The organism is Actinoplanes sp. HUAS TT8 (assembly GCF_051380535.1).
GTDB lineage: Bacteria > Actinomycetota > Actinomycetes > Mycobacteriales > Micromonosporaceae > Actinoplanes.
The window spans coordinates 10,046,273-10,070,086 of record NZ_CP195646.1 but is presented as its reverse complement, the minus strand read 5'-3'; the positions used below and the strand labels follow the sequence as shown (position 1 = coordinate 10,070,086).

27 protein-coding genes are annotated in these 23,814 nt (G+C 70.5%); 11 read left to right on the top strand and 16 right to left on the bottom strand.

What is annotated here, in order from left to right:
- Positions 1 to 13: 13 nt before the first annotated feature.
- Positions 14 to 838, bottom strand: a complete 825-nt coding sequence (locus tag ACSHV8_RS44980; RefSeq protein ID WP_436526437.1) for a G5 domain-containing protein — start codon at positions 836 to 838, stop codon at positions 14 to 16.
- A 252-nt stretch (positions 839 to 1,090) separates the two neighbouring features.
- Here ACSHV8_RS44980 and ACSHV8_RS44975 point away from each other — a divergent pair, with 252 nt between their 5' ends.
- Positions 1,091 to 1,546 carry a MarR family winged helix-turn-helix transcriptional regulator gene (locus ACSHV8_RS44975; RefSeq protein ID WP_436526435.1) on the top strand — a complete coding sequence of 152 codons (456 nt, stop codon included), beginning with the start codon at positions 1,091 to 1,093 and terminating at the stop codon, positions 1,544 to 1,546.
- Here the strand turns inward: ACSHV8_RS44975 and ACSHV8_RS44970 are convergent.
- The 8 genes from ACSHV8_RS44970 to ACSHV8_RS44935 form a co-directional block, all read right to left on the bottom strand.
- A complete protein-coding gene (locus tag ACSHV8_RS44970) occupies positions 1,543 to 1,998 on the bottom strand; it encodes a GNAT family N-acetyltransferase (protein WP_436526433.1) in 456 nt (151 codons plus the stop codon). The genes ACSHV8_RS44975 and ACSHV8_RS44970 overlap by 4 nt on opposite strands.
- A gap of 46 nt (positions 1,999 to 2,044) precedes the next feature.
- Complete coding sequence (locus ACSHV8_RS44965) at positions 2,045 to 2,644, bottom strand: phosphoesterase PA-phosphatase (protein WP_436526431.1); 600 nt, start codon at positions 2,642 to 2,644, stop codon at positions 2,045 to 2,047.
- 63 nt (positions 2,645 to 2,707) lie between these two features.
- A complete protein-coding gene (locus tag ACSHV8_RS44960) occupies positions 2,708 to 3,361 on the bottom strand; it encodes a hypothetical protein (protein ID WP_436526429.1) in 654 nt (217 codons plus the stop codon).
- Positions 3,362 to 3,479: 118 nt separating this feature from the next.
- Positions 3,480 to 3,785, bottom strand: coding sequence for a DUF1905 domain-containing protein (locus ACSHV8_RS44955; protein ID WP_436526427.1), 306 nt, complete (start codon positions 3,783 to 3,785; stop codon positions 3,480 to 3,482).
- Between the two features lie 112 nt (positions 3,786 to 3,897).
- Positions 3,898 to 4,311 (bottom strand): hypothetical protein, encoded by a 414-nt coding sequence (locus ACSHV8_RS44950; RefSeq protein WP_436526425.1) that lies wholly within the window; start codon positions 4,309 to 4,311, stop codon positions 3,898 to 3,900.
- Positions 4,293 to 4,580 (bottom strand): hypothetical protein, encoded by a 288-nt coding sequence (locus tag ACSHV8_RS44945; RefSeq protein WP_436526423.1) that lies wholly within the window; start codon positions 4,578 to 4,580, stop codon positions 4,293 to 4,295. The genes ACSHV8_RS44950 and ACSHV8_RS44945 overlap by 19 nt, the downstream gene beginning before the upstream one ends.
- 107 nt (positions 4,581 to 4,687) lie before the next feature.
- Positions 4,688 to 5,773 (bottom strand): redox-regulated ATPase YchF, encoded by a 1,086-nt coding sequence (ychF, locus tag ACSHV8_RS44940; protein ID WP_436526421.1) that lies wholly within the window; start codon positions 5,771 to 5,773, stop codon positions 4,688 to 4,690.
- Positions 5,774 to 5,795: 22 nt separating this feature from the next.
- Positions 5,796 to 6,581, bottom strand: coding sequence for an alpha/beta fold hydrolase (locus ACSHV8_RS44935; protein WP_436526419.1), 786 nt, complete (start codon positions 6,579 to 6,581; stop codon positions 5,796 to 5,798).
- A 220-nt stretch (positions 6,582 to 6,801) separates the two neighbouring features.
- Between ACSHV8_RS44935 and ACSHV8_RS44930 the strand changes: the two genes are divergently transcribed.
- From ACSHV8_RS44930 to valS, 3 genes are all read left to right on the top strand, one after another.
- Positions 6,802 to 8,274, top strand: a complete 1,473-nt coding sequence (locus ACSHV8_RS44930) for an AlkA N-terminal domain-containing protein (RefSeq protein ID WP_436526417.1) — start codon at positions 6,802 to 6,804, stop codon at positions 8,272 to 8,274.
- Between the two features lie 132 nt (positions 8,275 to 8,406).
- On the top strand, positions 8,407 to 8,904 hold the full coding sequence (locus ACSHV8_RS44925; protein ID WP_436537243.1) for a methylated-DNA--[protein]-cysteine S-methyltransferase: 498 nt from the start codon (positions 8,407 to 8,409) through the stop codon (positions 8,902 to 8,904).
- Between the two features lie 135 nt (positions 8,905 to 9,039).
- The gene (gene valS / locus ACSHV8_RS44920) at positions 9,040 to 11,559 is read left to right on the top strand and encodes a valine--tRNA ligase (RefSeq protein ID WP_436526415.1); all 2,520 of its coding nucleotides are present in this window, start codon (positions 9,040 to 9,042) and stop codon (positions 11,557 to 11,559) included.
- Between the two features lie 61 nt (positions 11,560 to 11,620).
- Here the strand turns inward: valS and ACSHV8_RS44915 are convergent, their stop codons facing one another.
- On the bottom strand, positions 11,621 to 12,202 hold the full coding sequence (locus ACSHV8_RS44915; protein WP_436526413.1) for a hypothetical protein: 582 nt from the start codon (positions 12,200 to 12,202) through the stop codon (positions 11,621 to 11,623).
- Positions 12,203 to 12,304: 102 nt separating this feature from the next.
- On the opposite strand from ACSHV8_RS44915, the gene ACSHV8_RS44910 reads away from it, so the two are divergent.
- Positions 12,305 to 13,555, top strand: coding sequence for a Gfo/Idh/MocA family protein (locus ACSHV8_RS44910; RefSeq protein ID WP_436526411.1), 1,251 nt, complete (start codon positions 12,305 to 12,307; stop codon positions 13,553 to 13,555).
- A gap of 27 nt (positions 13,556 to 13,582) precedes the next feature.
- Here ACSHV8_RS44910 and ACSHV8_RS44905 read toward each other — a convergent pair whose 3' ends face one another.
- Positions 13,583 to 14,365 (bottom strand): hypothetical protein, encoded by a 783-nt coding sequence (locus ACSHV8_RS44905; RefSeq protein ID WP_436526409.1) that lies wholly within the window; start codon positions 14,363 to 14,365, stop codon positions 13,583 to 13,585.
- Between the two features lie 51 nt (positions 14,366 to 14,416).
- On the opposite strand from ACSHV8_RS44905, the gene ACSHV8_RS44900 reads away from it, so the two are divergent.
- Positions 14,417 to 15,553, top strand: coding sequence for a DNA recombination protein RmuC (locus ACSHV8_RS44900; protein ID WP_436526407.1), 1,137 nt, complete (start codon positions 14,417 to 14,419; stop codon positions 15,551 to 15,553).
- A gap of 90 nt (positions 15,554 to 15,643) precedes the next feature.
- Here ACSHV8_RS44900 and ACSHV8_RS44895 read toward each other — a convergent pair whose 3' ends face one another.
- The gene (locus tag ACSHV8_RS44895) at positions 15,644 to 16,696 is read right to left on the bottom strand and encodes a 4-hydroxy-3-methylbut-2-enyl diphosphate reductase (RefSeq protein ID WP_436537241.1); all 1,053 of its coding nucleotides are present in this window, start codon (positions 16,694 to 16,696) and stop codon (positions 15,644 to 15,646) included.
- Between the two features lie 41 nt (positions 16,697 to 16,737).
- On the opposite strand from ACSHV8_RS44895, the gene ACSHV8_RS44890 reads away from it, so the two are divergent.
- The 4 genes from ACSHV8_RS44890 to ACSHV8_RS44875 are packed head-to-tail and all read left to right on the top strand — an operon-like array spanning position 16,738 to position 19,257.
- Entirely contained in the window at positions 16,738 to 17,205 is a 468-nt protein-coding gene (locus ACSHV8_RS44890; protein ID WP_436526405.1) for a hypothetical protein, read from the top strand.
- Between the two features lie 46 nt (positions 17,206 to 17,251).
- Positions 17,252 to 17,794, top strand: coding sequence for a hypothetical protein (locus ACSHV8_RS44885; RefSeq protein ID WP_436526403.1), 543 nt, complete (start codon positions 17,252 to 17,254; stop codon positions 17,792 to 17,794).
- A 9-nt stretch (positions 17,795 to 17,803) separates the two neighbouring features.
- Entirely contained in the window at positions 17,804 to 19,063 is a 1,260-nt protein-coding gene (gene xseA, locus ACSHV8_RS44880) for an exodeoxyribonuclease VII large subunit (protein WP_436526401.1), read from the top strand.
- The gene (locus tag ACSHV8_RS44875; protein WP_436526399.1) at positions 19,060 to 19,257 is read left to right on the top strand and encodes an exodeoxyribonuclease VII small subunit; all 198 of its coding nucleotides are present in this window, start codon (positions 19,060 to 19,062) and stop codon (positions 19,255 to 19,257) included. The genes xseA and ACSHV8_RS44875 overlap by 4 nt, the downstream gene beginning before the upstream one ends.
- Positions 19,258 to 19,423: 166 nt before the next feature.
- Here ACSHV8_RS44875 and ACSHV8_RS44870 read toward each other — a convergent pair whose 3' ends face one another.
- A complete protein-coding gene (locus ACSHV8_RS44870) occupies positions 19,424 to 20,221 on the bottom strand; it encodes a DUF4245 domain-containing protein (RefSeq protein WP_436526397.1) in 798 nt (265 codons plus the stop codon).
- A gap of 99 nt (positions 20,222 to 20,320) precedes the next feature.
- On the opposite strand from ACSHV8_RS44870, the gene glpX reads away from it, so the two are divergent.
- Positions 20,321 to 21,361, top strand: coding sequence for a class II fructose-bisphosphatase (glpX, locus tag ACSHV8_RS44865; RefSeq protein ID WP_436526395.1), 1,041 nt, complete (start codon positions 20,321 to 20,323; stop codon positions 21,359 to 21,361).
- Positions 21,362 to 21,401: 40 nt separating this feature from the next.
- Here the strand turns inward: glpX and ACSHV8_RS44860 are convergent, their stop codons facing one another.
- The 3 genes from ACSHV8_RS44860 to ACSHV8_RS44850 all read right to left on the bottom strand — a co-directional run bounded on the left by ACSHV8_RS44860 (position 21,402) and on the right by ACSHV8_RS44850 (position 23,655).
- Complete coding sequence (locus ACSHV8_RS44860; RefSeq protein ID WP_436526393.1) at positions 21,402 to 22,016, bottom strand: rhomboid family intramembrane serine protease; 615 nt, start codon at positions 22,014 to 22,016, stop codon at positions 21,402 to 21,404.
- A gap of 43 nt (positions 22,017 to 22,059) precedes the next feature.
- Positions 22,060 to 22,854, bottom strand: a complete 795-nt coding sequence (locus tag ACSHV8_RS44855) for a S1 family serine peptidase (protein ID WP_436526391.1) — start codon at positions 22,852 to 22,854, stop codon at positions 22,060 to 22,062.
- Between the two features lie 90 nt (positions 22,855 to 22,944).
- Positions 22,945 to 23,655, bottom strand: coding sequence for a lytic transglycosylase domain-containing protein (locus tag ACSHV8_RS44850; protein ID WP_436526389.1), 711 nt, complete (start codon positions 23,653 to 23,655; stop codon positions 22,945 to 22,947).
- Positions 23,656 to 23,814: the final 159 nt, after the last annotated feature.

Below are 23,814 nucleotides of genomic sequence, written 5' to 3'. Positions count from 1 at the left end.
CGGCCGCCCCGATTCAGCACACCGTGGCCGGTTCCAGCCGCAGATCGGCCAGCGACTCCGGGTCGAACAGCGCCAGGTCCTCGTCGGTGATCATCGGCGGCCCGTCCTGGGTCTCGTCGACCGTCGTCCGCGGGCCCGGGGTGGCCGGCGTCGTCTCCGGCGGGCACGCCGTCCGGGCCAGCGGCACGCAGAGGTCGAGCTCGCCGTCGCAGTCCTCCTGCATGCCGAAGACGACCACGCGCTGCTGCGGCGGCCGGGTGACCGTGGTGTCCAGCACCCGCCGGCCGGACGGCTTCCCGTCGACCAGGGTGACCAGGTAGCGGATCGTCCGCTCGCCCGGCGCCCCGGGGGTCCGCACCTGGCGGTAGCCCTGCGGCAGCGTGATGTCGCGGATCACCCGCGTACGGAACGGGATGGGTTGCGTCTCCACGTCGGTCCGGGTGGTCACGACCGGGTCGGCCGGCGCGTGGCCGGTCTTCTTCCTCGCCGCCCCCGGCTTCTCCGCGTCGGTCCGCGACGAGCGGGGCACGCGCGGCCCGGTCCGGTCGGCCGGGTCCTCGTCCCGGGCGCGGCTCAGCTCGGTGCCGGTCTCGGCCGGCTGGCCGGCGATCGGCGGCGCGGGCTGCACCGGGACGTGCACCTGCCGTCGCGGCAGCGGCTCGGCGGCCGCGGCCTCCCGGCTGACGATCTCCGGGTCCTGCTCCAGGTGTGCGGCGCCGGGGTCGGCGGCCAGCGTCTGCTCGGCGGTCCGTTCCGGGTCGTCGCCCGCGCCCAGCACGGCCGCGCCGGCCACGCCGCCGCTGAGCAGTGCCAGCAGCGCGCTGGTCCCGGCGAGCATGCGGACACCGAACGGCAGACGGGCCCACCAAGACTTTCGTGGCACTTCGAGCAGATGCTGCATTGAGTCACTAGTTGTCTGGTTTTGCACCAAAGCATTGTGACTTGTCCGGAACGAAAGGCAAGTCACCGACAGTCACTCGAAATGCTGACCGCCGTGCCCGCAACTCGCCTGACGCGTTCGCTCCACGAGGGGAAATATCGCCGTTCGGCCTGCACGGGCCGGATGCGAGGCCGCCGTACGATCACAGACATGCCAGCATCCGGACCCCCCGTCCCTCTGACCCCGGAGGAGGAGGCGGTGATGCGCGCCCTCGGCCGGTTCCTGCTCGTCGTGCCGCGCGCGCTGGACGCGGACCTGACACGCGAGCAGCGCATGTCCGCCAGTGAGTACTCGGTGCTGCGGCACCTGTCCGAGACACCCGGCCACCGGATGCGGATGAGCGAACTCGCGGCCGCCTGCGACATGTCACTGAGCGGGATGACCCGGCTCGCGGCGAAACTGGAATCGCTCGGCTACCTCAAACGGATCCGCTGCGAGGAGGACGCTCGCGGCGCCAACGCGGTGCTCACCGAACACGGCCTGGAACGCCTGCGCGAGGCGTGGCCGACCCACCTGGCCAGCGTGCGGCGCCACATCTTCGACCACCTGGGCGAGCTCGACCTCAAAGAACTGGCCGCCGCGTTCTCGGCCATGGCCACCGACTAGCCGACCCGGCGCTCGAAACACTTCGAGATCGGCGAGCCCACATACTTGCCGTACAACGGGATCTCCCGGTAACCCTCGCGCTGGTAGAAGCGGATCGCCTCGGGCTGCTCGGTCCCGGTCTCCAGCCGCACCGTCGCCCAGCCGCGCCCGGCCGCGGCCGCCTCCAGGGCGCGCAGGATCGCGGTGGCGACACCGGAACCACGGCTCGCCGGGGCTACATACATCCGCTTGACCTCGGCACTCTCGTCGTCGAGCTGCCGCAACGCGCCGCAGCCGAGCGCCTCGCCGTCGCGCGTGGCGACCAGGAAGACGTCGATCTCGGACGCGGCCGGGGCGCCACCGGGCTCGTGGTCGTCGGAACCGTAACGGGCGTCCAGCTCGACGCGCTGCGCCTTCCGGAGCGCAACCCCGTCCGGGTCGTCCCAGGGGCGCTCCTCGATCATCCAGGTCATGGCTGACACCGTACGTCCGCGGTGTGATTGTGGGATTTCGGTTTTCTCAACGCAACGCGGGGAAGATTGTGCCGGCCACGATCGCCCCGGCCAGGGCCCCGACGACGACCTGCGCCGGAGTGTGCGCGGTCAGCCGCACCCGCGCCCACCCGCCGAGCACCACCAGCGGCACGCCGAGCAGCGCCACCGGCCCGTAGATCGCGGTCATCGTGGCCAGCGCACCGGCCGCCACCCCGGCGTGGATCGACATCTTCCACCAGTGCGTGACCAGCGCGAAGATCACCAATCCGCTGCCGCCGGCGACGAGCAGCGCCAACACCTCGCGGGGCGCGCCGAGCAGCACCATCACGATCAGCCCGGCACTGAGCGACGCGACCCCGAACAGCAGCGGCAACCGGCGATCGGCGCGATCCGGGATGTGATGGTCGGTCAGGCGGCCCGTCCGCACGCCGTGCAACACGTACCCCAGCGGGATGACCGCGGCGAAAACCGCGCCCGGCAGACCCCACCAGCGCGAGACCCCCGGCGCGTCACCGGCATGCCAGCCCACGGTGACGAGCAGCGCCGCGACGAGCACCGCGGGCGCGAGAACCTCGGAAACGACGCGAGCGACCCGCTCGCCCACGGCCGACTCGACGTTGATCACGCCCCATTCTGGCAGGCCGTGCCCATTTCCCCGAAGATCATCACCCGGGGGTGGCGGCCCGCACTAGTCGCCCATGATGCCCCGGATGTAGTCCCGCCAGTTGCGGGCCCGCCGATCCTCGGCCGACGGACCGGCCGCCTTGCCGTTGGCCGCCCGGTACGCCTCGGAGAGCACCAGCGTCAGCGCGGCGATCGAACCGGCCTGGACCTCACTGGTGATGAAACTCTTGTCGTCACTGTTCAGCGGCATGTCATCCCCTTCCAGCCCCCACGGGCGGGTGTCCTGCTCCTGCGCGGTCGTGTACCGGGACGAGAAATGCGCGTGCCCGGTGTGCGGATCCGTGGTCGACGTGTACGCCCGCCACCGCCAGTTCCCGATCTCCCGGTTCGCGATCTGGCGGTTCCAGATCACGTACTGAAGCCGGTTGTCCTCGCCCCGGCGATGCCGGTCGACGATCCGCTTCACCGCCGCGTCGAACCAGGCCGCACCACCCGGCCACGGCCCCGAACTGTCGATGTCGAGCGCGTGCACCTCGTTCTTCGCATCCGCGTCGTGATCCCGCAGAATGTCCGAGTCCTCATCCGGCGTGTGATCCGACGCCGACGTGTGATTGGCGTCCCCGATCGACCCGTCCGAGCTGCGGTCCCGCTTCGGCGCCACCGCGTTGAACTCGGCCCGGAGCGACACCAGGCACGGCACCAGCACCCAGTCAGACATCGGCCACCTCCCGGCTGTGTTCGTCGTCGTCCACCCGACGAACGCTGCCACCGGCCGCCGGGCGTCCGTCGCACTCCCCGTCAGCCCTCATGACAAAGGCCCCCTTCCGGGGGCCTGGTCACCGACGAGCGTCCTCCTCCGGCCAGGCCGGACGTAGTGACACCGTCACGACGTCGCCTACCTCCAGACCGTCGGCGGCCCGGATCGCCGCCTTGAGGGGGACCATGTAGCGGCCCGCCCTGGGGTAGAGGGCCGTCCGGAACCGGGTCTCCCCGATCACGACGTGCACCGGGATCTGACCCCAGTAGATCAGTGATCGCGCCTCGTCCTTGAGCTCGGCGCTGTCCGACTCCGGCATGGGCACGAAGAAGTACGGCGCCGGCCCGCGCCACTCGACGATCTCGCCCTCGAACACCCATTCCACGATCGTGAATCCAACCAGACGGCCGCGGTACGCGTCGATCGCCCGGAATCAGACGTCGGAGCGGAATTCGACGGGGCTCCGCCGTCAGGCGACAGCGCGCCGCGTCAGGGACTCATACCGCCACGAGGCGGACGCGATCGCCGCAGAGCTTATGCAGGTCGTCGACGTCAGAGGTCAACATGACCACCGGGCGATGCTGGCGCAGCGCGGCCTCGGCGACCGCCGCGTCGATCGCGTACTTGTGCCCGTGCAGACCGGCGTCCATCAGGAGCTTGGACGCCGCCCGGGCCTCTTCGTCGCCCACCGGGATCACCCGCAGCCCGGACAGGAGCCAGGTCAGGCGAGCCTTGTTCGTGCGGGTGTGGACGGCCTCGATGATGGTGAGCGCGCTGATCACGGCTTCCATGCCGCGCGAACGCGCCTCGGCCACCAGTGCCACCACCCGCTCATCGTCGGCGAGCAGCTTCGAGAGGCCCTCGCAGTCGAGGATCAGCGTCCCCTCGTGGCTCAGCCTGCGGCGGGCCATCCGCCCTCCTCCTCAGCGAACACCTCGTCGAAGACCTGCCGCGCCTGCCGACGAGCGTGGTCGGAGACCGGGCCTTTGCGTTTTTCGTGGTCCGCCAGGTATTCGTCAAGGATCTGCCCACGCAACTCCCGCTCGACCGCCTCGGCGATGAACGCGGAGAACTCCCGTTTGCCCACCCGGGCTCGGATCGCCTCGGCAGTCCCCTCCGCCAGCGACAAGCTCACCCTCGTCGCCGGCCCTTCCCCGATGCTGTAGGTCGTGTCACCCATCACCCGAGTGTGTCAAACGAGTAGGAAAAGTGCCATGGGCGGCATCTGACTACCCCCAAAAGGATCAGGGCCCGACTCCGAAGAGTCAGGCCCCAGGTGATCGGCGATCAGACGTTGAAGCGGAACTCGACGACGTCGCCGTCCTTCATGATGTAGTCCTTGCCCTCCATGCGGACCTTGCCGGCCGCCTTCGCGGCGGACATGGAGCCGGCCGCGATCAGGTCGTCGTAGCTGACGATCTCGGCCTTGATGAAGCCGCGCTGGAAGTCCGAGTGGATGACGCCGGCCGCCTCGGGGGCGGTCGCGCCGACCGGAACCGTCCAGGCGCGGGCCTCCTTCGGGCCGGCGGTCAGATAGGTCTGCAGGCCCAGCGTCTCGAAGCCGACCCGGATCAGCCGGTTCAGGCCGGGCTCGGACTGGCCGGTGGACTGGAGCAGCTCCAGCGCCTCCTCCTCGTCCAGCTCGATCAGCTCGGACTCGATCTTCGCGTCCATGAACACGGCTTCGGCCGGGGCGACGAGGGCGCGCAGCTCGTCCAGGAACGTCTCGTTGCCCAGCTCGGCTTCATCGACGTTGAACACGTACAGGAAAGGCTTGGTGGTCAGCAGGTGCAGCTCGCCCAGCAGATCCAGGTCGACGCCGGCCGCGGCCGCACCCTGATAGAGCGTCACACCGTCGTTGAGCAGCTTGAACGCGGCCTCGGCGGCGGCCACGGCGGCCGCCTTCTCCTTCTTGAGCTTCGCTTCCTTCTGCAGGCGGGGCAGCGCCTTCTCGACCGTCTGCAGGTCGGCCAGGATGAGCTCGGTGTTGATCGTCTCGATGTCGTCCGAGGGCGACACCTTGCCGTCGACGTGCAGCACGTTCGGGTCCGAGAACGCGCGCACCACCTGGCAGATCGCGGACGCGTCGCGGATGTTCGCGAGGAACGCGTTGCCCCGGCCCTGGCCCTTCGACGCGCCGCGGACCAGGCCGGCGATGTCGACGAAGCTCACCGGCGCGGGCAGGATCTTCTCACTGCCGAACAGCTCGGCGAGCTTCCCCAGCCGCTCGTCGGGCAGCCCGACCACGCCGACGTTGGGCTCGATCGTCGCGAACGGGTAGTTCGCGGCGAGCACGTCGTTCTTGGTCAGGGCGTTGAACAGGGTGCTCTTGCCGACGTTGGGCAGGCCGACGATTCCGATGGTGAGGCTCACGGAACGCCAGTCTACGGGTTCGCTATTTGAAGAACTTCCGCAGTTCCGCGGCGACCAGGGCCGGCTTGCCGCTGTTGTCCGCGGCGAGATGACCGACGCCCGGCAGGGTCACCCGGGACGCTTTCGGCAGCACCGGTTCAAGACCATTCAAGACCGATGTGAGGTACGTCGGTGAGCGGTCCCCACCGAGCAGCAACGTCTCCGCGGTCACCCCCGCATACGTGCTGAGCGGCCCGGACGCGTCCTCGACGACGGCCGCGTCCAGGCGCATCGTCGGCACCAGCTCCGCGATCTCGGAGCCGCGCACGGCCAGCCCGGCGAGCGGCCGCATCACGGCCCGCGGCAGGAAGCGAGCGCCGCCCGTGCCCTTGACGACGGTGGTGAACGCGGCGGCGGTGCGCCCCTGGGACAGCTCCCGCTCATACCTCGGAAGCCAGGCGACCGGATCGTGAGCGCCGTGCTTGAGCGGCGGCTCGTACAGCGCGAGGCGCTCGATCGGCAGGTCGAGGGCCGCCCGCAGCGCGACGACCGCCCCGGAGCTGAGCCCGAACACGTTGCGCGCGCCCGTCTCGTCGAGCACCGCGGCCAGATCCGCGATCTCGGCCCGCAGCCCGTGCCCGGGCCCGACCGGCCCGCTGAAGCCGCGGCCGCGCCGGTCCGGCACGTACACGGTGAAGTCGCCGGCCAGCTCACGGGCCAGTTTTGTGAAGTTCGCCGAGCTCTGCATGCCGCCGTGCAGCAGCACGACCTTGGGGCCACCGTCACCGAAGGCCCGCCACCGGATGTCCGTCTTCACCAAAGCCATCATGCGTCAACCGTAGTTGACACCGACCCTCGGCGTCAACTGCAGTTGACACCGTTCGGCCGAGCCTGCACGTGGCCGACCTGGGACGATCATGGCGGTCCGCGCCCGTGGCAGCTCAACACCGACCCGCTGCCCGGCCAGGTCACCCTCTTCTGAGCGAGACGCACGGTCATGTCCGAAACCCGCCAGCCGATGGATGGGTGCGCGGAGCAGACTCGGTGTCATGGAGCTGGACTTCGAACGTTGCTACCGCGCGGTCGACAGCCGTGACCAGCGGTTCGACGGGTGCTTCTACACGGCCGTGCGCACCACCGGGATCTACTGCCGGCCGTCCTGCCCCGCCGTCACACCGAAACGCCAGAACGTCACGTTCTACGTGAGCGCGGCCGCCGCCCAGCGCGGCGGATTCCGCGCCTGCCGCCGCTGCCGGCCCGACGCCGCACCCGGATCCCCCGAATGGGACGCGCGAGCCGACACCGTCGGACGCGCGATGCGCCTCATCGGCGACGGCGTCGTCGACCGGGAAGGCGTCACCGGACTGGCCACCCGACTCGGATACACGGAACGGCACCTCAACCGGATGCTGACCACGGAACTCGGCGCGGGACCCCTGGCCCTGGCCCGGGCACAGCGCGCGCAGACCGCACGGATCCTCGTCGAGACGACCGACCTCGGGCTCGCGGAAATCGCGTTCGCGGCCGGCTTCGGCAGCGTGCGGCAGTTCAACGACACGATGCTGGAGGTGTACGCGCAGTCACCCAGCCGGCTGCGAGAAAAACGCCCCGTGGCCCGGGGCGAAGCCGGCGTGATCAACCTGCGGCTCGCGTACCGGGCGCCGCTGCACTCGGCGTCACTGCTCGAATTCCTGGGCGCACGCACGTTGCCCGGCGTGGACGAAGTGGACGGAACGACGTACCGAAGAGGCCTGGTCCTTCCGCATGGAAGCGGGAGTGTGGCGCTGCGGCCGGCCGACCGCTGGGTCTTCGCGACGTTGCGGCTGGACGACGTGCGGGATCTCGCGCCCGCCGTGGCCCGGTGCCGGCGGCTGTTCGACCTCGACGCGGACCCGGATGCCGTGGATGCGATGTTGGGGGCGGATCCGGCGCTGGCCGGGGCTGTCGCGGCGGAGCCGGGGGTAAGGGTGCCCCGGGCGGTGGACGGGTTCGAGATGGCGGTTCGAGCTGTGGTGGGGCAGCAGGTGAGCGTTTCCGGGGCTCGGACTACTTTGGGGCGGATCGTGCGGGCGGCGGCTGAGGTCGGCGGTCCCGCTGAAGTCGGCCCTTCGGGCCCCGCCCCCGCCCCCGCCTCCACTCACCAATTGATCGGCTTTCCGCCGGCCGCCGTCATCGCCGACCTTCCCGACGCCGCGTTCGGCATGCCCACAGCCCGCCGAGCCACCATCCGAGCCCTGGCCACCGCCGTAGCCGACGGCAAGCTCGACCTGGAGCCGGGCGCCGACCGCGCCGAAACCACCGCCCGCCTGCTGGAACTCCCCGGCGTCGGCCCGTGGACCGCCGGTTATGTCGCGATGCGCGCGATCGGCGACCCGGACGTCTTTCTCCCTACTGATCTGGCCGCCCGTCGTGGCGCCGCCGCGCTCGGCCTCCCGGATTCGGCGAGGGCGCTCGCCGCGCATGCCGAACGCTGGCGCCCCTGGCGTTCGTATGCGCTGATCCGGCTGTGGCGGGCCGCTTGAGCAAGGCCGAACCTATCTCGCCCGCCACCCTCAGAACGCGTTGTCCACAGGCGAAATCCGTTGTCCACAGGCGACAAACGCGGTTCACGGATTTCCGCCACGCTGTGCCCCCGAACTAAGGAGCTGACGAACATGTTGCGCTATTCGACGATGGAGACCCCGGCCGGCCCGTTCACCCTGGTGGTTGCGGAGTCGGGTGCGGTTCGCGCGTCCGGTTTCACCACGGATGTGCCTGGTCTGATCCGTCTGATCCACCCGTCGTTGCGGGAGAACACGGAGCCGGTCGACGACGTCGGTGCTGCTCAGGCCGCCGTGCGGGCATATTTCGACGGCGATCTGACCGCTTTGGACGGGATTGCCGTGGAGCAGCACACGGGCGGCGAGTTCATGGCGCACGCCTGGCTCGTGATGCGTGATCTCAAGCCGGGCGACCCGGTGACGTATTCGCACTATGCGGAGCTGTCGGGGCGTCCGGCGGCGATCCGGGCGGCAGCGGCGGCGTGTGCGCGCAACGCAGTGGCGCTGATCGTGCCGTGTCATCGGGTGTTGCGGACGGACGGTTCGCTGGGCGGTTACCGGTGGGGTCTTCCGGTGAAGTCCTGGCTGTTGGATCACGAGTCGGCGGCCTGAGAAACCCCAGATCAAAACACCATTGCGATTTGCGTACGGCGGGTGCTTCCGTGCCCGTGGGTCCTCTTCGGAGCGTTGTCCACAGGCCCGGAAAACGCCTGGCCGCGCCGGTCGCGACGCGCCTAGGGTGGCCGCATGACTGATACGGGATCGGGCCGCCCCGGCCTCCCCGAGCGTCCGTCGCTGGACGGGCTCGAGGACCGGTGGGCGCCGCGCTGGCAGGAGGAGGGTACGTACACGTTCGACCGGCGGAAGGGGCGGTCGGACGTGTTCGCCATCGACACCCCTCCGCCGACCGTATCGGGCGAGTTGCACATCGGGCACGTCTTCTCGTTCACCCACACCGACACGGTCGCCCGGTTTCAGCGGATGCGCGGCAAGGCCGTCTTCTATCCGATGGGCTGGGATGACAACGGTCTGCCGACGGAACGCCGGGTGCAGAACGTGTTCGGTGTCCGCTGCGATCCGTCGTTGCCGTTCGATCCGGCCTGGCAGCCGCCCGCGAAACCGCCGAAGCCGCCGGTCGCGGTCTCCCGGCGCAATTTCGTCGAGTTGTGCGGGCGGCTGACCGCCGAGGACGAGAAGGCGTATGAGGCGGTCTGGCGGCGGCTCGGGTTGTCGGTCGACTGGTCGTTGACGTATACGACGATCGGTGATCACGCGCGGGCGGTTTCGCAGCGGGAGTTCTTGGCGAATCTGGCGCGTGGGGAGGCGTATTCGGCCGAGGCTCCGACGCTGTGGGATGTCGGTTTCGGCACCGCGGTCGCCCAGGCCGAGCTGGAGGATCGGGATCGGCCCGGCGCGTTCCACACGTTGCGGTTCCACGGGCCGGCCGGTCCGGTCGATGTCGACACGACCCGGCCGGAGCTGCTGCCGGCGTGTGTCGCGCTGGTTCATCATCCCGGTGACGTGCGGTTCGCCGGGTTGACGTCGGTCCGGTCGCCGCTGTTCGGGGTGGAGGTTCCGGTGTTCGCGCATCCGCTGGCGGCGCCGGACAAGGGCACCGGCATCGCGATGGTCTGCACGTTCGGTGATCTGACCGATGTCACGTGGTGGCGTGATCTGGATCTGGACACCCGGGTTGTTCTGGGCCGGGACGGGCGGCTGCTGCCGGAGGCGCCGGCCGGTGTTCCCCCGGAGACCTATCAGCCGCTGGCCGGCCTGACTGTCAAGGCCGCCCGGCGGGAGATCGTCGGGTTGCTGCGCGGGTCGGGTGAGTTGATCGGGGAGCCGCGGCCGGTCACGCATCCGGTGAAGTTCTTCGAGCGGGGTGAGTCGCCGCTGGAGATCGTCACGAGCCGGCAGTGGTTCATCCGGAACGGCGGGCGGGATGCGGAGTTGCGTGAGCGGCTGCTGGCCCGGGGCCGGGAGTTGCGCTGGGTTCCGGAGCACATGCGGCACCGGTTCGAGCATTGGGTTTCGGGCCTGACCGGGGATTGGCTGATCAGCCGGCAGCGGTTTTTCGGCGTGCCGTTCCCGATCTGGTACCGGCTCGACGACGCTGGCGAGCCGGACCACACTCAGCCTCTCATACCGGACGATTCGGCACTGCCGGTCGACCCAACCTCGGACTGTCCGCCCGGGTTCGACGAGTCGGCGCGGGACCGGCCGGGCGGGTTCACCGCTGATCCGGATGTCATGGACACGTGGGCCACGTCGTCGCTGACGCCGCGGATCGTCGCCGGTGACCTGGCCGGCCGGGTCTTCCCGATGGATCTGCGGCCGCAGGGCCAGGAGATCATCCGGACGTGGCTGTTCGCGTCGGTGTTGCGGGCCGAGCTGAGTGATGGGGTGCTGCCGTGGCACACGGCGGTCCTGTCCGGCTGGATCCTCGACCCGGACCACAAGAAGATGTCGAGTTCGCTGGGGAACGTGCAGACGCCGCGTGAGCCGCTGGAACGGTTCGGGGTGGACGCGGTGCGCTACTGGGCGTCGAGCGGGCGGCCCGGTGTCGACACGATGTTCGATCCGGGGCAGCTCAAGGTCGGGCGGCGGTTGGCGACGAAGCTGCTCAACGCGTCGAAGTTCGCGCTCGGGCTGGGTGCGGCGGACGCGTTGCGGCAGCCGGTGACCGAGCCGCTGGACCGGGCGATGCTGGGCCGGCTGGCCGAGGTCGTCACGGCGGCGACCGAGGGTTTCGACCGGTTCCAGCACACCGACGCGTTGCAGGCGGCGGAGACGTTCTTCTGGACGTTCTGTGACGACTACATCGAGCTGGTGAAGGATCGGGCGTATTCGTCGGGCCCGGCTGCGGACTCGGCTCGGGCCGCGCTGGCCACCGGGTTGTCGGTGCAGTTGCGGTTGTTCGCGCCGTTCCTGCCGTACGTGACGGAGGAGGTCTGGTCCTGGTGGCGGTATGGATCGGTGCACCAGTCGACCTGGCCGACGAGGTATGAGCTGACCCGGGTCGCGCCGGAGAGTGTGCCGGCGCTGCTCGACCTGGCCGGTGACGCGCTGCGGCAGGTTCGTAAGGCGAAGTCGGACCGTAAGTTGTCGATGCGGGCCGAGGTGCCGCTGGCCGAGGCGCTCGGGCCGGCCGCGCTGCTGGATCAGCTGGAGCTGATCGGCGCGGATGTCCGGGCCGCCGGCCGCATCGCGAAGCTGGATCTGCTCCGCGATCGGACCCCGGAACTGGTGATCGCCTGCGCGTTCTGAGATGAGGGCCGGCGCTGTTCAACCGGAATTGCGGCGGCTCTCACCAGGGCTGCAGTGGCTCTTACCAGGGTTGCGGCGGCCGGGCGGACGCGGTCGGGCGCGGGTAGGGGTGCAGGCGGCGGGTGAGTTCGCGGCGCAGCGCGCGCGGTCCGGGCCAGATCTGGCTGAGGTCGGCCACGAAGGCCGGGCCGCGCGCGGTGACGGTCTGTGCGGGCCACCCGGCGCCGGAGCCCTGGACGGGGTGGACGGTGTCCATGTCGACCGGGGTCACCTCGAGCACGGTGCGCAGGCCGCTGCGGCGCACCGTGACGGCGGCGACGTCGTCCCAGGCCAGCAGGATCGGGTCGCTGCCCTGGGCGGCCAGTTCGAGGCCGACGGCGGAGACGCGTACCCAGGTGGTGAGCGCGGCCCGCGCGGACAGGGAGTAGAACGCGGCGACCGCGCCGCCGACGACGACCGCCTGCAGGGTGGTCACCCACCAGGGGTCGCCGGTGTCGCGGGCCAGGCGGCCCACGATCGGCGAGACGGCCAGGTACGACAGCATCAGCACGGTGAACACCGCGATGAATGTCCGGGCCGGCGACGACCGGAACAACGTGGTGTCCCCGGCCGGCGCCTCGACCTGCTCCGGGGCGATCGGCATGCCTCCTATGGTGGACCGAACCATGGGCTTCGCTCCGGGGATCGCGGCTTTTGCCATCGAGGGCCGGTGCCTGCCGTTACTCAGACGAACGGGGTGTACGGAATGACGGATTCGGTGCGGGTCGCGGTGGTGGGGGCCGGGAGCCGGGGCGGGACGTACGCGCGGGTGGTGGCCGCGAGCGGGCGGGCCCGGGTGGTCGCCGTCGCGGAGCCCGACGACGAGCGGCGGGAACGGTTCGTGGCCGAGTTCGGGCTGCCCGCGGCCGGGGTGCACCGGGACTGGACGGGGCTGCTGGACGGTCCGCACGCGGCCGACGCGGTGATCGTGGCGACGCAGGATCGACTGCACGTGGAGCCGGCGGTGGCTTTTCTCGGGCACGGGTATGACGTGCTGCTGGAGAAGCCGATGGCGCCGACCCTGGACGAGGCGACCCGGATCGCGGCGGCGGCCGTGGACAGCGGGCGGATCTTCGGGGTGTGCCATGTGCTGCGGTACACGCCGTACACGGCGATGATCCGCGAGCTGATCCGGGACGGTGCGCTCGGGGATGTGATCAACGTGCAGCATCTGGAGCCGGTCGGGTGGTGGCATCAGGCGCACTCGTTCGTGCGGGGGAACTGGCGTTCCGAGGCCGGGTCGGGGCCGATGCTGCTGACCAAGAGCTGCCACGACGTGGACTGGATCATGCACGTGGTCGGGGACCGGGTGGCCCGGGTGTCGTCGTTCGGCGGGCTCGCCCATTTCCGGCCGGAGCGGCAGCCGGCGGGGGCCGCGGATCGGTGCGTGGACTGTTCGGTGGAGGCGCAGTGTCCGTACTCGGCGAAGCGTCTTTATCTGGGTTGTCTCGGTGATCCGAGCCGGGAACGGTGGCCGCTCGGGCCGGTGACCTCGGATGCGACCGAGGCAGGGGTGCTGCGGGCGTTGCGGGAGGGGCCGTACGGGCGTTGCGTGTACCGCTGTGACAACGACGTGGTCGATCACCAGGTGGTGAACTTCGAGTTCGCGGGCGGGGCGACGGCGTCGTTGACGATGACCGCGTTCACGCCGTCGGACGGCTATCGCCGGACGCGGATCTTCGGCAGTCACGGAAGTCTGGAGGGCGACGGCCGGTCGATGACGGTCACGGACTTCCGGGACGGCAGCCGGCGGGTCATCGAGGTGCCCGCCGGTGACGGCACGGCGGCCGGTGGTCACGGCGGTGGGGACGCCGGGGTGGTCGAGGCGTTCCTGTCCGCGGTGCTGACCAGGGACGAGTCGTACTTGGGGTCGGGCGCGGCGGCCAGCCTCGACAGTCACCGGGTGGTGTGGGCGGCCGAGCAGGCCCGGCACTCGGGGAGCGTGGTCACGCTCTGACGTGCCGGGCCGTCCGGGTGGGTGCGGTCAGAAGTCTCCGCCGCCGAAGTCGCCGCCACCGAAATCTCCGCCGCCGAAGTCGCCACCGCCCCAGCCGCCGCCGTCCCCGCCACCGCCGCCGCTCATGTCGCCGATGCCGTTGCCGTCGAAGTCGTTACCGGCGTCGAACCCGTCCTGGTAGCCGTCGGCGTAACCGCCGACGTCACCGAAGGCCGGGGAGAACAGCGCGTCGAAGATCAGCATGCCGCCGAGGACGCCGGCGCCGGCGCCGAGCGCGGTCTTCCACACGGGTGTCGAATACCACCCGGCCGGCACCGGGCGGCCCTGGACGCGGCCGCCGGGGTAGTAGTACGGGGTTTCGGGGCCGGGCTGCGGGCCGGCCCTGTACGCGTGGCCCTGCACGCTGACCTCGCGCTCCTGGGTGAGCTGGCCGCTGCCGCGGGCGGCGGCGAGCGGCGGCAGGTCGGGGCCGGGGTCGATGCCCATGGCGAGGCGGGCGGCCCGCACGTAGGCCAGCCCCTCCAGGGCCGACTCGCGGGCCAGCTCAAACTGCCGGACCGAATTCGCCTGCTGCAGCTGGCCGCCGGCGGCGTTGTACCGCTCGCCGGCGTCGGCCAGGGCCTGCCGGGCGGCCGGCTCGTCGGCGTGCAGGTTCATCACCTGGCCGCCGAGCCGTTCATACCACCTCTGCGCCTCGGCTCGGGCGTCCTCGAGTTGGGTCTGCTTGAGTTTGCCGCCGCCGCGTTGAACGCCGACGACGATCAGGGCGACGACCGCGACGACCGCCAGGATGAGCAACACGCCGTTCATGTTTTCCAAAGTACCCTCGGCGGTCTTGTCGTACCGGTCTGGCAATCTTCGATGGTGACGTACTCGACGCTCGGCGTGATCCTGGTCTGTCTCGTGGCCGGTGCCGCCCTCGGCTGGCTGGCCGCCCGGGCCCGGGCCGCCACCGACATCGCCCGGCTGGAGGCGACGGTGGCGGCGACCCGCGACGGTGAGCAGCGGCTGGAGCAGTCGATGCGTGCGCTGTCCTATGAGGCGACCGCCCAGTCTCAGGAGGCGGTGGCCCGGGCCGTCGCGCCGCTGCAGGACACGCTGCGGCGGTATGAGCAGCGCGTCGCCGACCTGGAGCGGGACCGGGTGGATGCGTACGCCGAGCTGCGTGAACAGGTTCGCAGCATGGGCGCGGTCTCCACCGAGTTGCGCGGCGAGACCCGGCAGTTGGTGTCGGCGCTGCGGTCGCCGCAGGTGCGCGGGCGTTGGGGTGAGCATCAGCTGCGGCGGATCGTGGAGGCGGCCGGCCTGCTGGAGCACTGCGACTTCGCCGAGCAGGTGAGCGGCGAGACCGATCATCAGGGGGTGCGCCCCGACCTGGTGGTGCGGTTGCACGGCGGGCGCAGCGTGGTGATCGACGCGAAGGCGCCGCTGGAGGGCTATCTGTCGGCCATGGAGGCGCGGGACGAACGTGACCGGGATCTCTATCTCGATCAGCACGCCCGGCACCTGCGGGCGCATGTGGACTCACTGTCGGCCAAGGAGTATTGGACGGCGTTCGAGTCCTCGCCCGACTTCGTGGTGCTGTTCGTCCCGGCCGACCCGTTCCTGGACGCCGCTCTGCAGCGCGACCCGCTCCTGATGGAGTATGCGTTTCGTCGCAACGTCGTGCTCGCCACCCCGGCGACACTGATCGCGATGCTGCGGACCGTCGCGTTCTCGTGGCGGCAGGAGACGCTGACCGGCAACGCGGTGGCGGTGCACGCCCTGGCCCGGGAACTCTACGGCCGGCTGGCGACGCTCGGTGACCACGTGAGCCGGCTCGGGGTTTCCCTGAACGGGGCGGTCAGCGCGTACAACAAAGCGGTTGGCTCTTTGGAGTCGCGGGTGCTGGTCAGCGCCCGCAAGCTCGCCGATCTGGGTGTTTCGGACGAGGAACTGGCGCAGCCCCCTCAGGTCGAGATCGCCCCGCGCCAGCCCCAGGCCCCGGAACTCAGCTAGCAGCTCACGCCGGCGATCGCCGCCGGTGAAGTGGCAAGTGGTTTTTCGACGCCCGCGGGGTTTGCGGGTGGCGGAAAACCGCCTGCCACTTCACCGGTTACCAGGCGATCGCCCGCGGAGCGAAGCGGAGCCAGCAAGCTCAGCGGCGGCTTTCATGTCGCGGCGCAGCTCCTGCGGCAGGGAGAACGTGAGGCGCTCCTCGGCCGTGGTGAACTCGGTGACCTCGCCGAAGCCGCGGTCGGCCAGGTGGGCGAGCACCTCCATGACCAGCTCGTCGGGCACGCTGGCGCCGGACGAGACGCCGACCGTGGTCGCGCCGGCCAGCCATTCGTCCTGGATCTCGGAGGCGAAGTCGACCAGGTGACCGGCGCGGGCGCCGGCGCCGAGGGCGACCTCGACCAGGCGCACCGAGTTCGACGAGTTGGTCGAGCCGACCACGATCACCACGTCGCACTCCGGCGCGATCTCCTTGATCACGTGCTGCCGGTTCGAGGTGGCGTAGCAGATGTCGTCGCTGGGCGGGGACTGCAGCAGCGGCAGCTTCGTCTTCAGCCGGGCCACGGTCTCCATGGTCTCGTCGACCGAGAGCGTGGTCTGCGACAGCCAGACGACCTTGGACGGGTCGCGGACCACCACGTTGGCCACGTCGTCGGGGCCGTCGACCAGCTGGATGTGCGCGGGAGCCTCACCGGCGGTGCCGATGACCTCCTCGTGCCCCTCGTGACCGATGAGCAGGATGTCGTAATCCTCGGCGGCGAACCGCTTGGCCTCGTGGTGCACCTTCGTGACCAGCGGGCACGTGGCGTCGATGGCCTTGAGGTTGCGCTCGCGGGCCTGGTCGTGGACCTCGGGGGCGACGCCGTGGGCCGAGAAGACGACGGTCGACCCCTCGGGAACCTCGTAGTTCTCCTCGACGAAGATCGCGCCGCGGGCCTCCAGCGTGCTGACCACGTGCTTGTTGTGCACGATCTGCTTGCGCACGTAGACCGGGGCACCGTACAGCTTCAGCGCCTCCTCGACGGTCTGCACGGCGCGGTCGACGCCGGCGCAGTAGCCACGCGGCTTGGCGAGCAACACCCGCTTACGAGCTTCAGTCACCCGGCCATGGTACGTGCCCCACCGCGCGGCCCGCCCTCGTGCGATCAGTGCCACAAGCTTTGCGCCCGGATGATAGAGATCACTGCGTGACGACCACCTCGAAGCTCGCCGATCATCCGTACGCGGTGATGGCCGGCACCCTCACGTGCGCGGTCGGCCTGCTCGCGGCCATCTTCACCCCGTCCGGGCTGGTGGTGCTCGCGGCCGGGGTCGCGCTGGTCCTCTGGTATCGGCTGCGGCCTTCGGCCGCATGGTCCGCCGTGGGCGCGGTGGCCGGGGCGGCGGCGGGCACGATCGGGACCCTTTCGGTACGTACGGAGAAGCTCTGCTGCATGTTCGGCTGGTCCGAGGCCCGCGGCTGGCCGTACGCGTGGTTGTCCCGCGGGGCCAGCGCCGACACACCCGAGGCGGCGCGCGCGCTGGCGTACGCCGACGGGTGGGCTCCCGACCCGGTCTACCTGGTCACCGACGTGATGATCTGGGCATCCGCGGGGTTCCTGCTCGTCGTCGCCGCCGGCCTGGCCGTGCGGGCCTACCGCGCACGCCGCCGTTGATCCGTTTCGCCCCGTACGGGCGGTAAGCGGCGGGATACTCGGGTTCATGGACGCCGAGCGGGACGACGGCTGGCCCTCGATCCCGACCGTGCTGCGGGTGATGACCGGCTGGTTCCTGTCCGGTGTCGGACTGCTCGACCTGGCGACCGGCGCCGACGGCATCGTCTTCGTGGTCTTCCACGTGGCGGTGACCCTCGGAGGGGCGGTTCTGCTCGGGCTGCACCGGATCCGGCCGAGCCGCGCCGGGTATCTGACCGCCGGCCTGATCACCGTCGCCGGGCTCGGCGCCGGGCTGCTCGTCGACACCGACCGGTGCTGCCTGGCCGACCATCCGCAGCGCCGCGGCTTCCCGTTTCCGCTGCTCGGGCTCGGCGACGGGGTGCACGCCGACCTGCGATATCTCGGCGCTGACCTGGTGTTCTGGCTGTGTGCGGGACTGCTTGCGATGGTTGTCGTGCGAGCCGTCGAGAAACAGATGCCCGAGCGGCGTACGCCGGTGGACCTCACCGGATACGTGGGCCGGCACGCCGAGCCGCACGCATACGTGGCGCAGCATCGCGCCGACGAAAATGTCGGTGGGCTGACCTAGTCTGGCCGGGTGAACGAAGCCCAGGCCGCCCCGGCGACGGGAACCGCGCCGCCGAAGAGCACCGCCGACGATCCGTGGCCGGTCCGCGTCGTCAGCCAGAAGATCGGCGCCTGGATCACCAAGCTCGGCTGGGTCTGGGTCGACGGGCAGATCGCCCAGATCAACCGTCGCTCCGGCTCCCGCGGCCTGGTCTTCATGACCGTGCGCGACCCGGCCGCGAATCTGAGCCTCACGGTCACCACCAGCGAGGACGTGCTCGAGGCGGGCGCCCCCGAGCTGGCCGAGGGCGACCGGGTGACGCTGCACGCCAAGCCCGAGTTCTATCCGGCCCGCGGCACGCTCAGCCTGCGCGCCGACGAGATCCGCCAGGTCGGCCTCGGTGAGCTGCTGCTCCGGCTCGAACGGTTGAAGAAACTGCTGGAGGCCGAAGGCCTGTTCGACCGTCGCCGCAAGCGCCCGCTGCCGTTCCTGCCCACCCGGATCGGCCTGATCACGGGGCAGAACACGGCCGCCGAGCGGGACGTGCTGATGAATGTGCGCCGGCGCTGGCCGGGCGCCGAGTTCCGGGTCGCCCACGTCGCCGTCCAGGGGCCGAACGCGGTGCCCCAGATCCTCGGCGCGCTCAAGGTGCTCGACGAGGACGAGACGGTCGACGTGATCGTGATCGCCCGCGGCGGCGGCAGCGTGGAGGATCTGCTGCCCTTCTCCGACGAGGCGCTGTGCCGGGCCGTGTTCGCGGCCCGCACCCCCGTGGTCAGCGCGATCGGCCACGACCCGGACACCCCGCTGCTGGACTACGTGGCCGACTTCCGGGCCTCCACGCCGACCGACGCGGCCAAGCGGATCGTGCCCGACCTGGCCGATGAGATCGACCGGATCTCCGAGGCCCGTCACCGGCTGGACCGCGCGATCCTCACCCGGATCGACCGGGAACGGCAGCGGATCGACGCGTGGCGGTCCCGGCCCGTGCTGGCCCGGCCGGAAACACTGATCGAGCAGCGGGCGGCCGAGGTGGCCGCGCTGCGCGACCGGGCCGGGCGCAGCCTGGAACATCGGGTCCGGCGGGCCGACGACGAGCTGCGGCACACCCTGGCCCGGCTGCGGGCGCTGTCGCCGCTGGCCACCCTCCAGCGGGGTTATGCGATCGTCCAGCGCGGCGACGGGCACGTGCTGCGGGCGGCCGGCGAGGTGGGTGCGGGCGATCCGGTGCGGGTGCGCCTGGCCGAGGGCGAGTTGACGGCAGTGGTTACTTCGGGAGAGGGCGAATGAGCGACGAGAGTCTGAGCTACGAGCAGGCACGGACCGAACTGGCCGACGTCGTCGGGCGGCTGGAGCAGGGCGGCGGGAGTCTGGAGGAGTCCCTCGCGCTGTGGGAACGGGGTGAGAAGCTCGCCGACATCTGCCAGAAGTGGCTGGACGGCGCCCGCGAACGCATCGACGCCGCCCGCGCAGCTCGGGCCTGATTGCTCCGCTTCGCTCCGCGGCAAAACGCCTGGTAACCGGTGATGAGTCAGTTGATTTTCCGCCACCCGCAAAAACCGGCGGGCGTCGAAAAATCAGCTGCCTCATCACCGGCGGCGTTTTGCGGAATTGCGGGTTCAGTGCGGGGGAGGCTGCGCCGTGTTGGGGTCACTTCAGGGAGGCGGCGACCTTTTCCAGGTTTGAGCGGTCGGTCTTGCCGATGATCAGGACGGTGCGGTTGGCCTCGGTGAAGATCAGCGCGGTCTCGTCCGGGCGGCCGCTGTAGACCAGCCAGGTGCGCGTGTCGGTGCGGTAGGCGCCGGTGCGCTTGCCCTCCCGGCCCACCTCGGCCGGGACGAGCGTGTCGGCCGGGACGGTGCTCTCCACCACCTGGACCGGCTTGTCGTCCGGGTCGACGTAGCCGATGCGCAGGGTGGCGCCGTCCTTCTCGCGTTTGAAGTTGGCCGCGGTGACCCGCCAGTCCGAGTTCAGGCCGGTCGGGGCGAGCACGGTGAACTCGCGGGACGCCAGCTGGATCGAGGACGCCGGGTCGACCGTCATGGGTTCGTCGCCGCCGAGCACGACCCGGTAGAACACGAGCAGCAGCACGATCGGCACCATCAGCACGACGAGCGACAGGGCCATGTCGCGCGGGGAGCGTCCCTCGCGCTTGGTCAGGCGCGGCGCGGGCTCGGCGGCCTCGACCGGCACCCCGGTGGCGACCGGGACGGCCAGCGCGTCCAGCACATCCGACCCGCCGGACGGACCCGGCGCGGCCGGATCGGGCCGGTCCGAGGCTTCGGCGGCGGCCGGCGCGGCGGTCGGCGCGGCTGGGGTGGGGGCCGGCGGGGGCGGGGTGGTGGCCGGCGTGGCTGGGGTGGTGGGAGCCGGCTGACCCGACGCGGGCGTGGCCGGCGCGGCGGCCGGGGATGCGGTCGACGGGGTTTCGGTAGCAGCGGGTTCCACGTGCTCATTGTTAACCATGTCGCTGAACCGGGACTTGGCCGGGCTGAGGTGCCAGGATCGGAGGATCCACCAGCCCCGCAAAGACGCGAGGAGGCCGACATGCCTGCACGGATTCCCCAGGATCTCGACCGTAACATCGCCCTCGACCTGGTCCGTGTGACCGAGGCCGCCGCCATGGCCGCCGGTCGATGGGTCGGGCGCGGCGACAAGAACGGCGGTGACGGCGCGGCCGTCGACGCCATGCGCAAGCTCATCAACTCGATCCAGATGCGGGGCGTCGTCGTCATCGGCGAGGGGGAGAAGGATGAGGCCCCCATGCTCTTCAACGGCGAGCAGGTCGGTGACGGCACCGGCCCGGAGGTGGATGTCGCGGTCGACCCGGTCGACGGCACCACGCTGATGAGCAAGGGCATGCCGGGTGCCGTGGCGGTTCTCGCGGTGGCCGAGCGGGGCGCGATGTTCGACCCGAGCGCGGTCTTCTACATGGACAAGATCGCTGTCGGGCCGGACTGCGCCGACGTGATCGACATCAACGCCGGCGCGACCGAGAACCTGCGGCGGATCGCCAAGGCCAAGCGGACCGACATCTCCGACGTGACCGTCTGCATCCTGGACCGTCCGCGGCACGCGGCGCTGGTCGAGGAGGTGCGCCGGGCCGGGGCGAACATCAAGTTCATCTCGGACGGGGACATCGCCGGTGCGATCTCGGCGGCCCGCGCCGAGTCCGACGTGGACGTGCTGATGGGGATCGGTGGCACGCCCGAGGGCATCACGGCGGCCTGCGCGATCAAGTGTCTGGGCGGCATGATCCAGGCCAAGTTGTGGCCGCTGGACGATTCGGAGCGGCAGAAGGCGATCGACGGCGGGCACGACCTGGACCGGGTGCTGACCACCGACGATCTGGTCACCGGCGACAACTGTTTCTTCGTGGCGACCGGGGTGACCTCCGGTGACCTGCTCAAGGGGGTGCGGTACCGCTCGGGTGGCGCACACACCCAGTCGATCGTGATGCGGTCGAAGAGCGGGACGATCCGGGTCATCGACTCGTACCACCGGCTGGAGAAGCTGGCTCTTTACTCCGCGGTCGACTTCGACGGTCACCTGCCGACCGTGTCGATCGGCGACGAGCAGGTCATCTAGGTGTCGTGGTGGGGAGGGCGGCGGCCCTCCCCACGAACGATCACCGCCGGCGGAACAGGAACGCGGAGAGGAAGCCGCCGGCCAGGCCGAGCGCGTGCCCCTGCCAGGAGACGGCACGATCGGTCGGCAGGATGTTGTAGATCTGGTACCAGTAGAGCAGCCCGATGAAGGCGGCCACGGCCAGACTCCACCAGCTGCGCTCGACGAAACCGCGGGCGAACAGCAGGCCCAGGTAGCCGAAGATCACGCCGCTGGCGCCGACCACGACCGTGTTCGGATCGCCGACGAGCCACACGCCGACCCCGCTGACCAGCATGATCGTCACGGTCGACCAGAGGAAGCGGCGGGCGCCGCCGGCCAGCGCGAACGTGCCGACCAGGATGAGGGGCACCGCGTTGCCGTACAGGTGGTCCCAGCCGCTGTGCAGGAACGGGCTGAACAGCACGCCGTCCAGGCCCTCGATGTGGCGGGGGATGATGCCGCCGGCCATGTCGAGGCGGCCGCGGCCGAGGGCCACGTCGAGCGCTTCGATCAGGAACAGGATCGGGATGACCGCGCACATGGTGACGAATGCTCGTCCCATGGAGGCGTAGAAGGCGTCGGTGCCGAATTGGGGGGTCACTTCGGAACGCGGGTCGGACAGCCCGTAACTCATGACTCGATGGTTCCAGGCGCGCGGGCTACCGGCCACTCGCGCGTCAGGCGGCCTTGCGGGTGGCGGCGATGATGGCCGTACGAAATCTGGAGATCTGGGTGTAAACCCCCGGATAGGCATCGCGGGCGCAGCCAAGTCCCCAGCTCACGATGCCGACCTGGGCCCACCGGCCGTCGCGCCCGTGTCGCACCATCGGCCCGCCGGAGTCGCCCTGGCAGGTGTCCACACCGTGCCGCCCGGCGCAGATCGAGTCCTGTTTGACCAGTGTGATCTTCGTGGCCAGATAGGCCTTGGCGCACGTGTCGTCCGGAATGGTGGGAACGGTGGCGTAGTGCAGCCTCTGTTCCTGTTGCACCGATCCTTCCCGGGTCAGCCCCCAGCCCATCACGGTGACATCGCCGGTGTCCGAGGTCGCGTCCGGGACGAGGTCGAGGGTGGGCAGCCCGAGCACCCGGTCGAGTTTGACCACGGCCCAGTCGTTGCCGCGGGTCTCGGTGGTGAAGCCGGGCGCGCGGATGACCTCGACGGAGTGGGCGGTGACGGCGTTGCGGGCTTTCAGGTCGGCGACGCCGGCGGTCACCGTGATCTTCTTGTTCGGACCGGTGGGGCCGACGCAGTGCCCGGCCGTGAGCACCACCTGGGGCGCGGTGAGGGCGCCGCCGCAGCCCATCGAGAGCCGGACGACCCAGGGGAATTCGCCGGTCTTGGCCTCGTTGCCGCCGACGACTTCGAGAATCGGCCGGCCGCCGCCCCGGACCGGCAGATCACCCGCCCGGGCCGGCACGTTACCGGCGGCGAGGACGACCACCAGTGCCACCAAGGCGACATTTCGGATCATACGGACATTTGATCACAGTGGAACGGGGCCGCGTGGCGTGCCGCGCGGCCCCGTTATCCAAGCGTGCTCAGCGCCGAGGCGCTCAGCCGGTCAGTACCAGCCGGTGCTCTCGGAGTGGCTCCAGGCGCCGCACGGGCTGTCGTAGCGGCCCTCGATGTACTGCAGGCCCCACTTGATCTGGGTCGCCGGGTTGGTCTTCCAGTCCGACGCGACCGAGGCCATCTTGCTGCCCGGCAGGGCCTGCGGAATCCCGTACGCCCCGGAGCCGGTGTTGGTGGCCTTGTAGTTCCAGCCGCTCTCGCGCTTCCACAGCTTGTCGAGGCACGGGAACTGGTCGATCTTGAAACCGGCGTCCAGCATCAGCGCACAACCGACGCCCCGGCTGCCCGAGTACTCGCTGCAGGAGGTCGGGATCTCGCCCGTGTACGGCACCGCGGCACCGGACTCGGCGGCCTTCTTCTGCTCGGCCGCCTTCTTCGCCGCGGCCTCGGCGGCGTCGGCCGCGATCGCCTTGGCCTCCAGCGTGTGCGCCTTGGAAGCGGCGGCCTTGGCCTCGGTGGCCGCCTTCGCGGCAGCAGCGTCCTCGGCCGACCGGCGGAAGGCCCGAGCAGCAGCGTGCTCGTTCTGGCGCTCCTTCAGCAGAGCGATCTCTTCGGCATTCGCCTGCAAGACGAGCGCCGAAGCGTTGCTCTGCTGCTGATCGTCCCGGTCCTGGCCGAGGTACACACCGCCGCCGAGTCCCGCCACCAGCAGGCCGACAGACGCCGTGCGAACTCCGAGCCGGCTCCAGAGCCGATTCACGAAGATTCCCTTCGTCGGGGGCAATGACGCGGCACGGCCCCCACGCACAGGGGTCGGTCGTGCCGCGAGCACCACCGGCAAGTCGATCTCCGACCACACAGCCACGGCATGATGCTCGCCAGACACCATGGCGCAGCGTGAAGAGGATGTGAAATGCCA

What these genes read in the sequence shown, in the direction of transcription:
- ACSHV8_RS44900 (WP_436526407.1), top strand. Translation starts at nt 14,417, where the DNA reads ATGGTGACGTACTCGACGCTCGGCGTGATCCTGGTCTGTCTCGTGGCC.
- ACSHV8_RS44945 (WP_436526423.1), bottom strand. Translation starts at nt 4,580, where the DNA reads ATGGGTGACACGACCTACAGCATCGGGGAAGGGCCGGCGACGAGGGTG.
- valS (WP_436526415.1), top strand. Translation starts at nt 9,040, where the DNA reads ATGACTGATACGGGATCGGGCCGCCCCGGCCTCCCCGAGCGTCCGTCG.
- ACSHV8_RS44855 (WP_436526391.1), bottom strand. Translation starts at nt 22,854, where the DNA reads ATGATCCGAAATGTCGCCTTGGTGGCACTGGTGGTCGTCCTCGCCGCC.
- ACSHV8_RS44875 (WP_436526399.1), top strand. Translation starts at nt 19,060, where the DNA reads ATGAGCGACGAGAGTCTGAGCTACGAGCAGGCACGGACCGAACTGGCC.
- ACSHV8_RS44950 (WP_436526425.1), bottom strand. Translation starts at nt 4,311, where the DNA reads ATGGCCCGCCGCAGGCTGAGCCACGAGGGGACGCTGATCCTCGACTGC.
- ACSHV8_RS44980 (WP_436526437.1), bottom strand. Translation starts at nt 838, where the DNA reads ATGCTCGCCGGGACCAGCGCGCTGCTGGCACTGCTCAGCGGCGGCGTG.
- ACSHV8_RS44910 (WP_436526411.1), top strand. Translation starts at nt 12,305, where the DNA reads ATGACGGATTCGGTGCGGGTCGCGGTGGTGGGGGCCGGGAGCCGGGGC.
- ACSHV8_RS44905 (WP_436526409.1), bottom strand. Translation starts at nt 14,365, where the DNA reads ATGAACGGCGTGTTGCTCATCCTGGCGGTCGTCGCGGTCGTCGCCCTG.
- ACSHV8_RS44925 (WP_436537243.1), top strand. Translation starts at nt 8,407, where the DNA reads ATGTTGCGCTATTCGACGATGGAGACCCCGGCCGGCCCGTTCACCCTG.
- ACSHV8_RS44970 (WP_436526433.1), bottom strand. Translation starts at nt 1,998, where the DNA reads ATGACCTGGATGATCGAGGAGCGCCCCTGGGACGACCCGGACGGGGTT.
- ACSHV8_RS44935 (WP_436526419.1), bottom strand. Translation starts at nt 6,581, where the DNA reads ATGATGGCTTTGGTGAAGACGGACATCCGGTGGCGGGCCTTCGGTGAC.
- ACSHV8_RS44975 (WP_436526435.1), top strand. Translation starts at nt 1,091, where the DNA reads ATGCCAGCATCCGGACCCCCCGTCCCTCTGACCCCGGAGGAGGAGGCG.
- ACSHV8_RS44960 (WP_436526429.1), bottom strand. Translation starts at nt 3,361, where the DNA reads ATGTCTGACTGGGTGCTGGTGCCGTGCCTGGTGTCGCTCCGGGCCGAG.
- ACSHV8_RS44860 (WP_436526393.1), bottom strand. Translation starts at nt 22,016, where the DNA reads ATGAGTTACGGGCTGTCCGACCCGCGTTCCGAAGTGACCCCCCAATTC.
- ACSHV8_RS44885 (WP_436526403.1), top strand. Translation starts at nt 17,252, where the DNA reads ATGGACGCCGAGCGGGACGACGGCTGGCCCTCGATCCCGACCGTGCTG.
- ACSHV8_RS44930 (WP_436526417.1), top strand. Translation starts at nt 6,802, where the DNA reads ATGGAGCTGGACTTCGAACGTTGCTACCGCGCGGTCGACAGCCGTGAC.
- glpX (WP_436526395.1), top strand. Translation starts at nt 20,321, where the DNA reads ATGCCTGCACGGATTCCCCAGGATCTCGACCGTAACATCGCCCTCGAC.
- ACSHV8_RS44915 (WP_436526413.1), bottom strand. Translation starts at nt 12,202, where the DNA reads ATGCCGATCGCCCCGGAGCAGGTCGAGGCGCCGGCCGGGGACACCACG.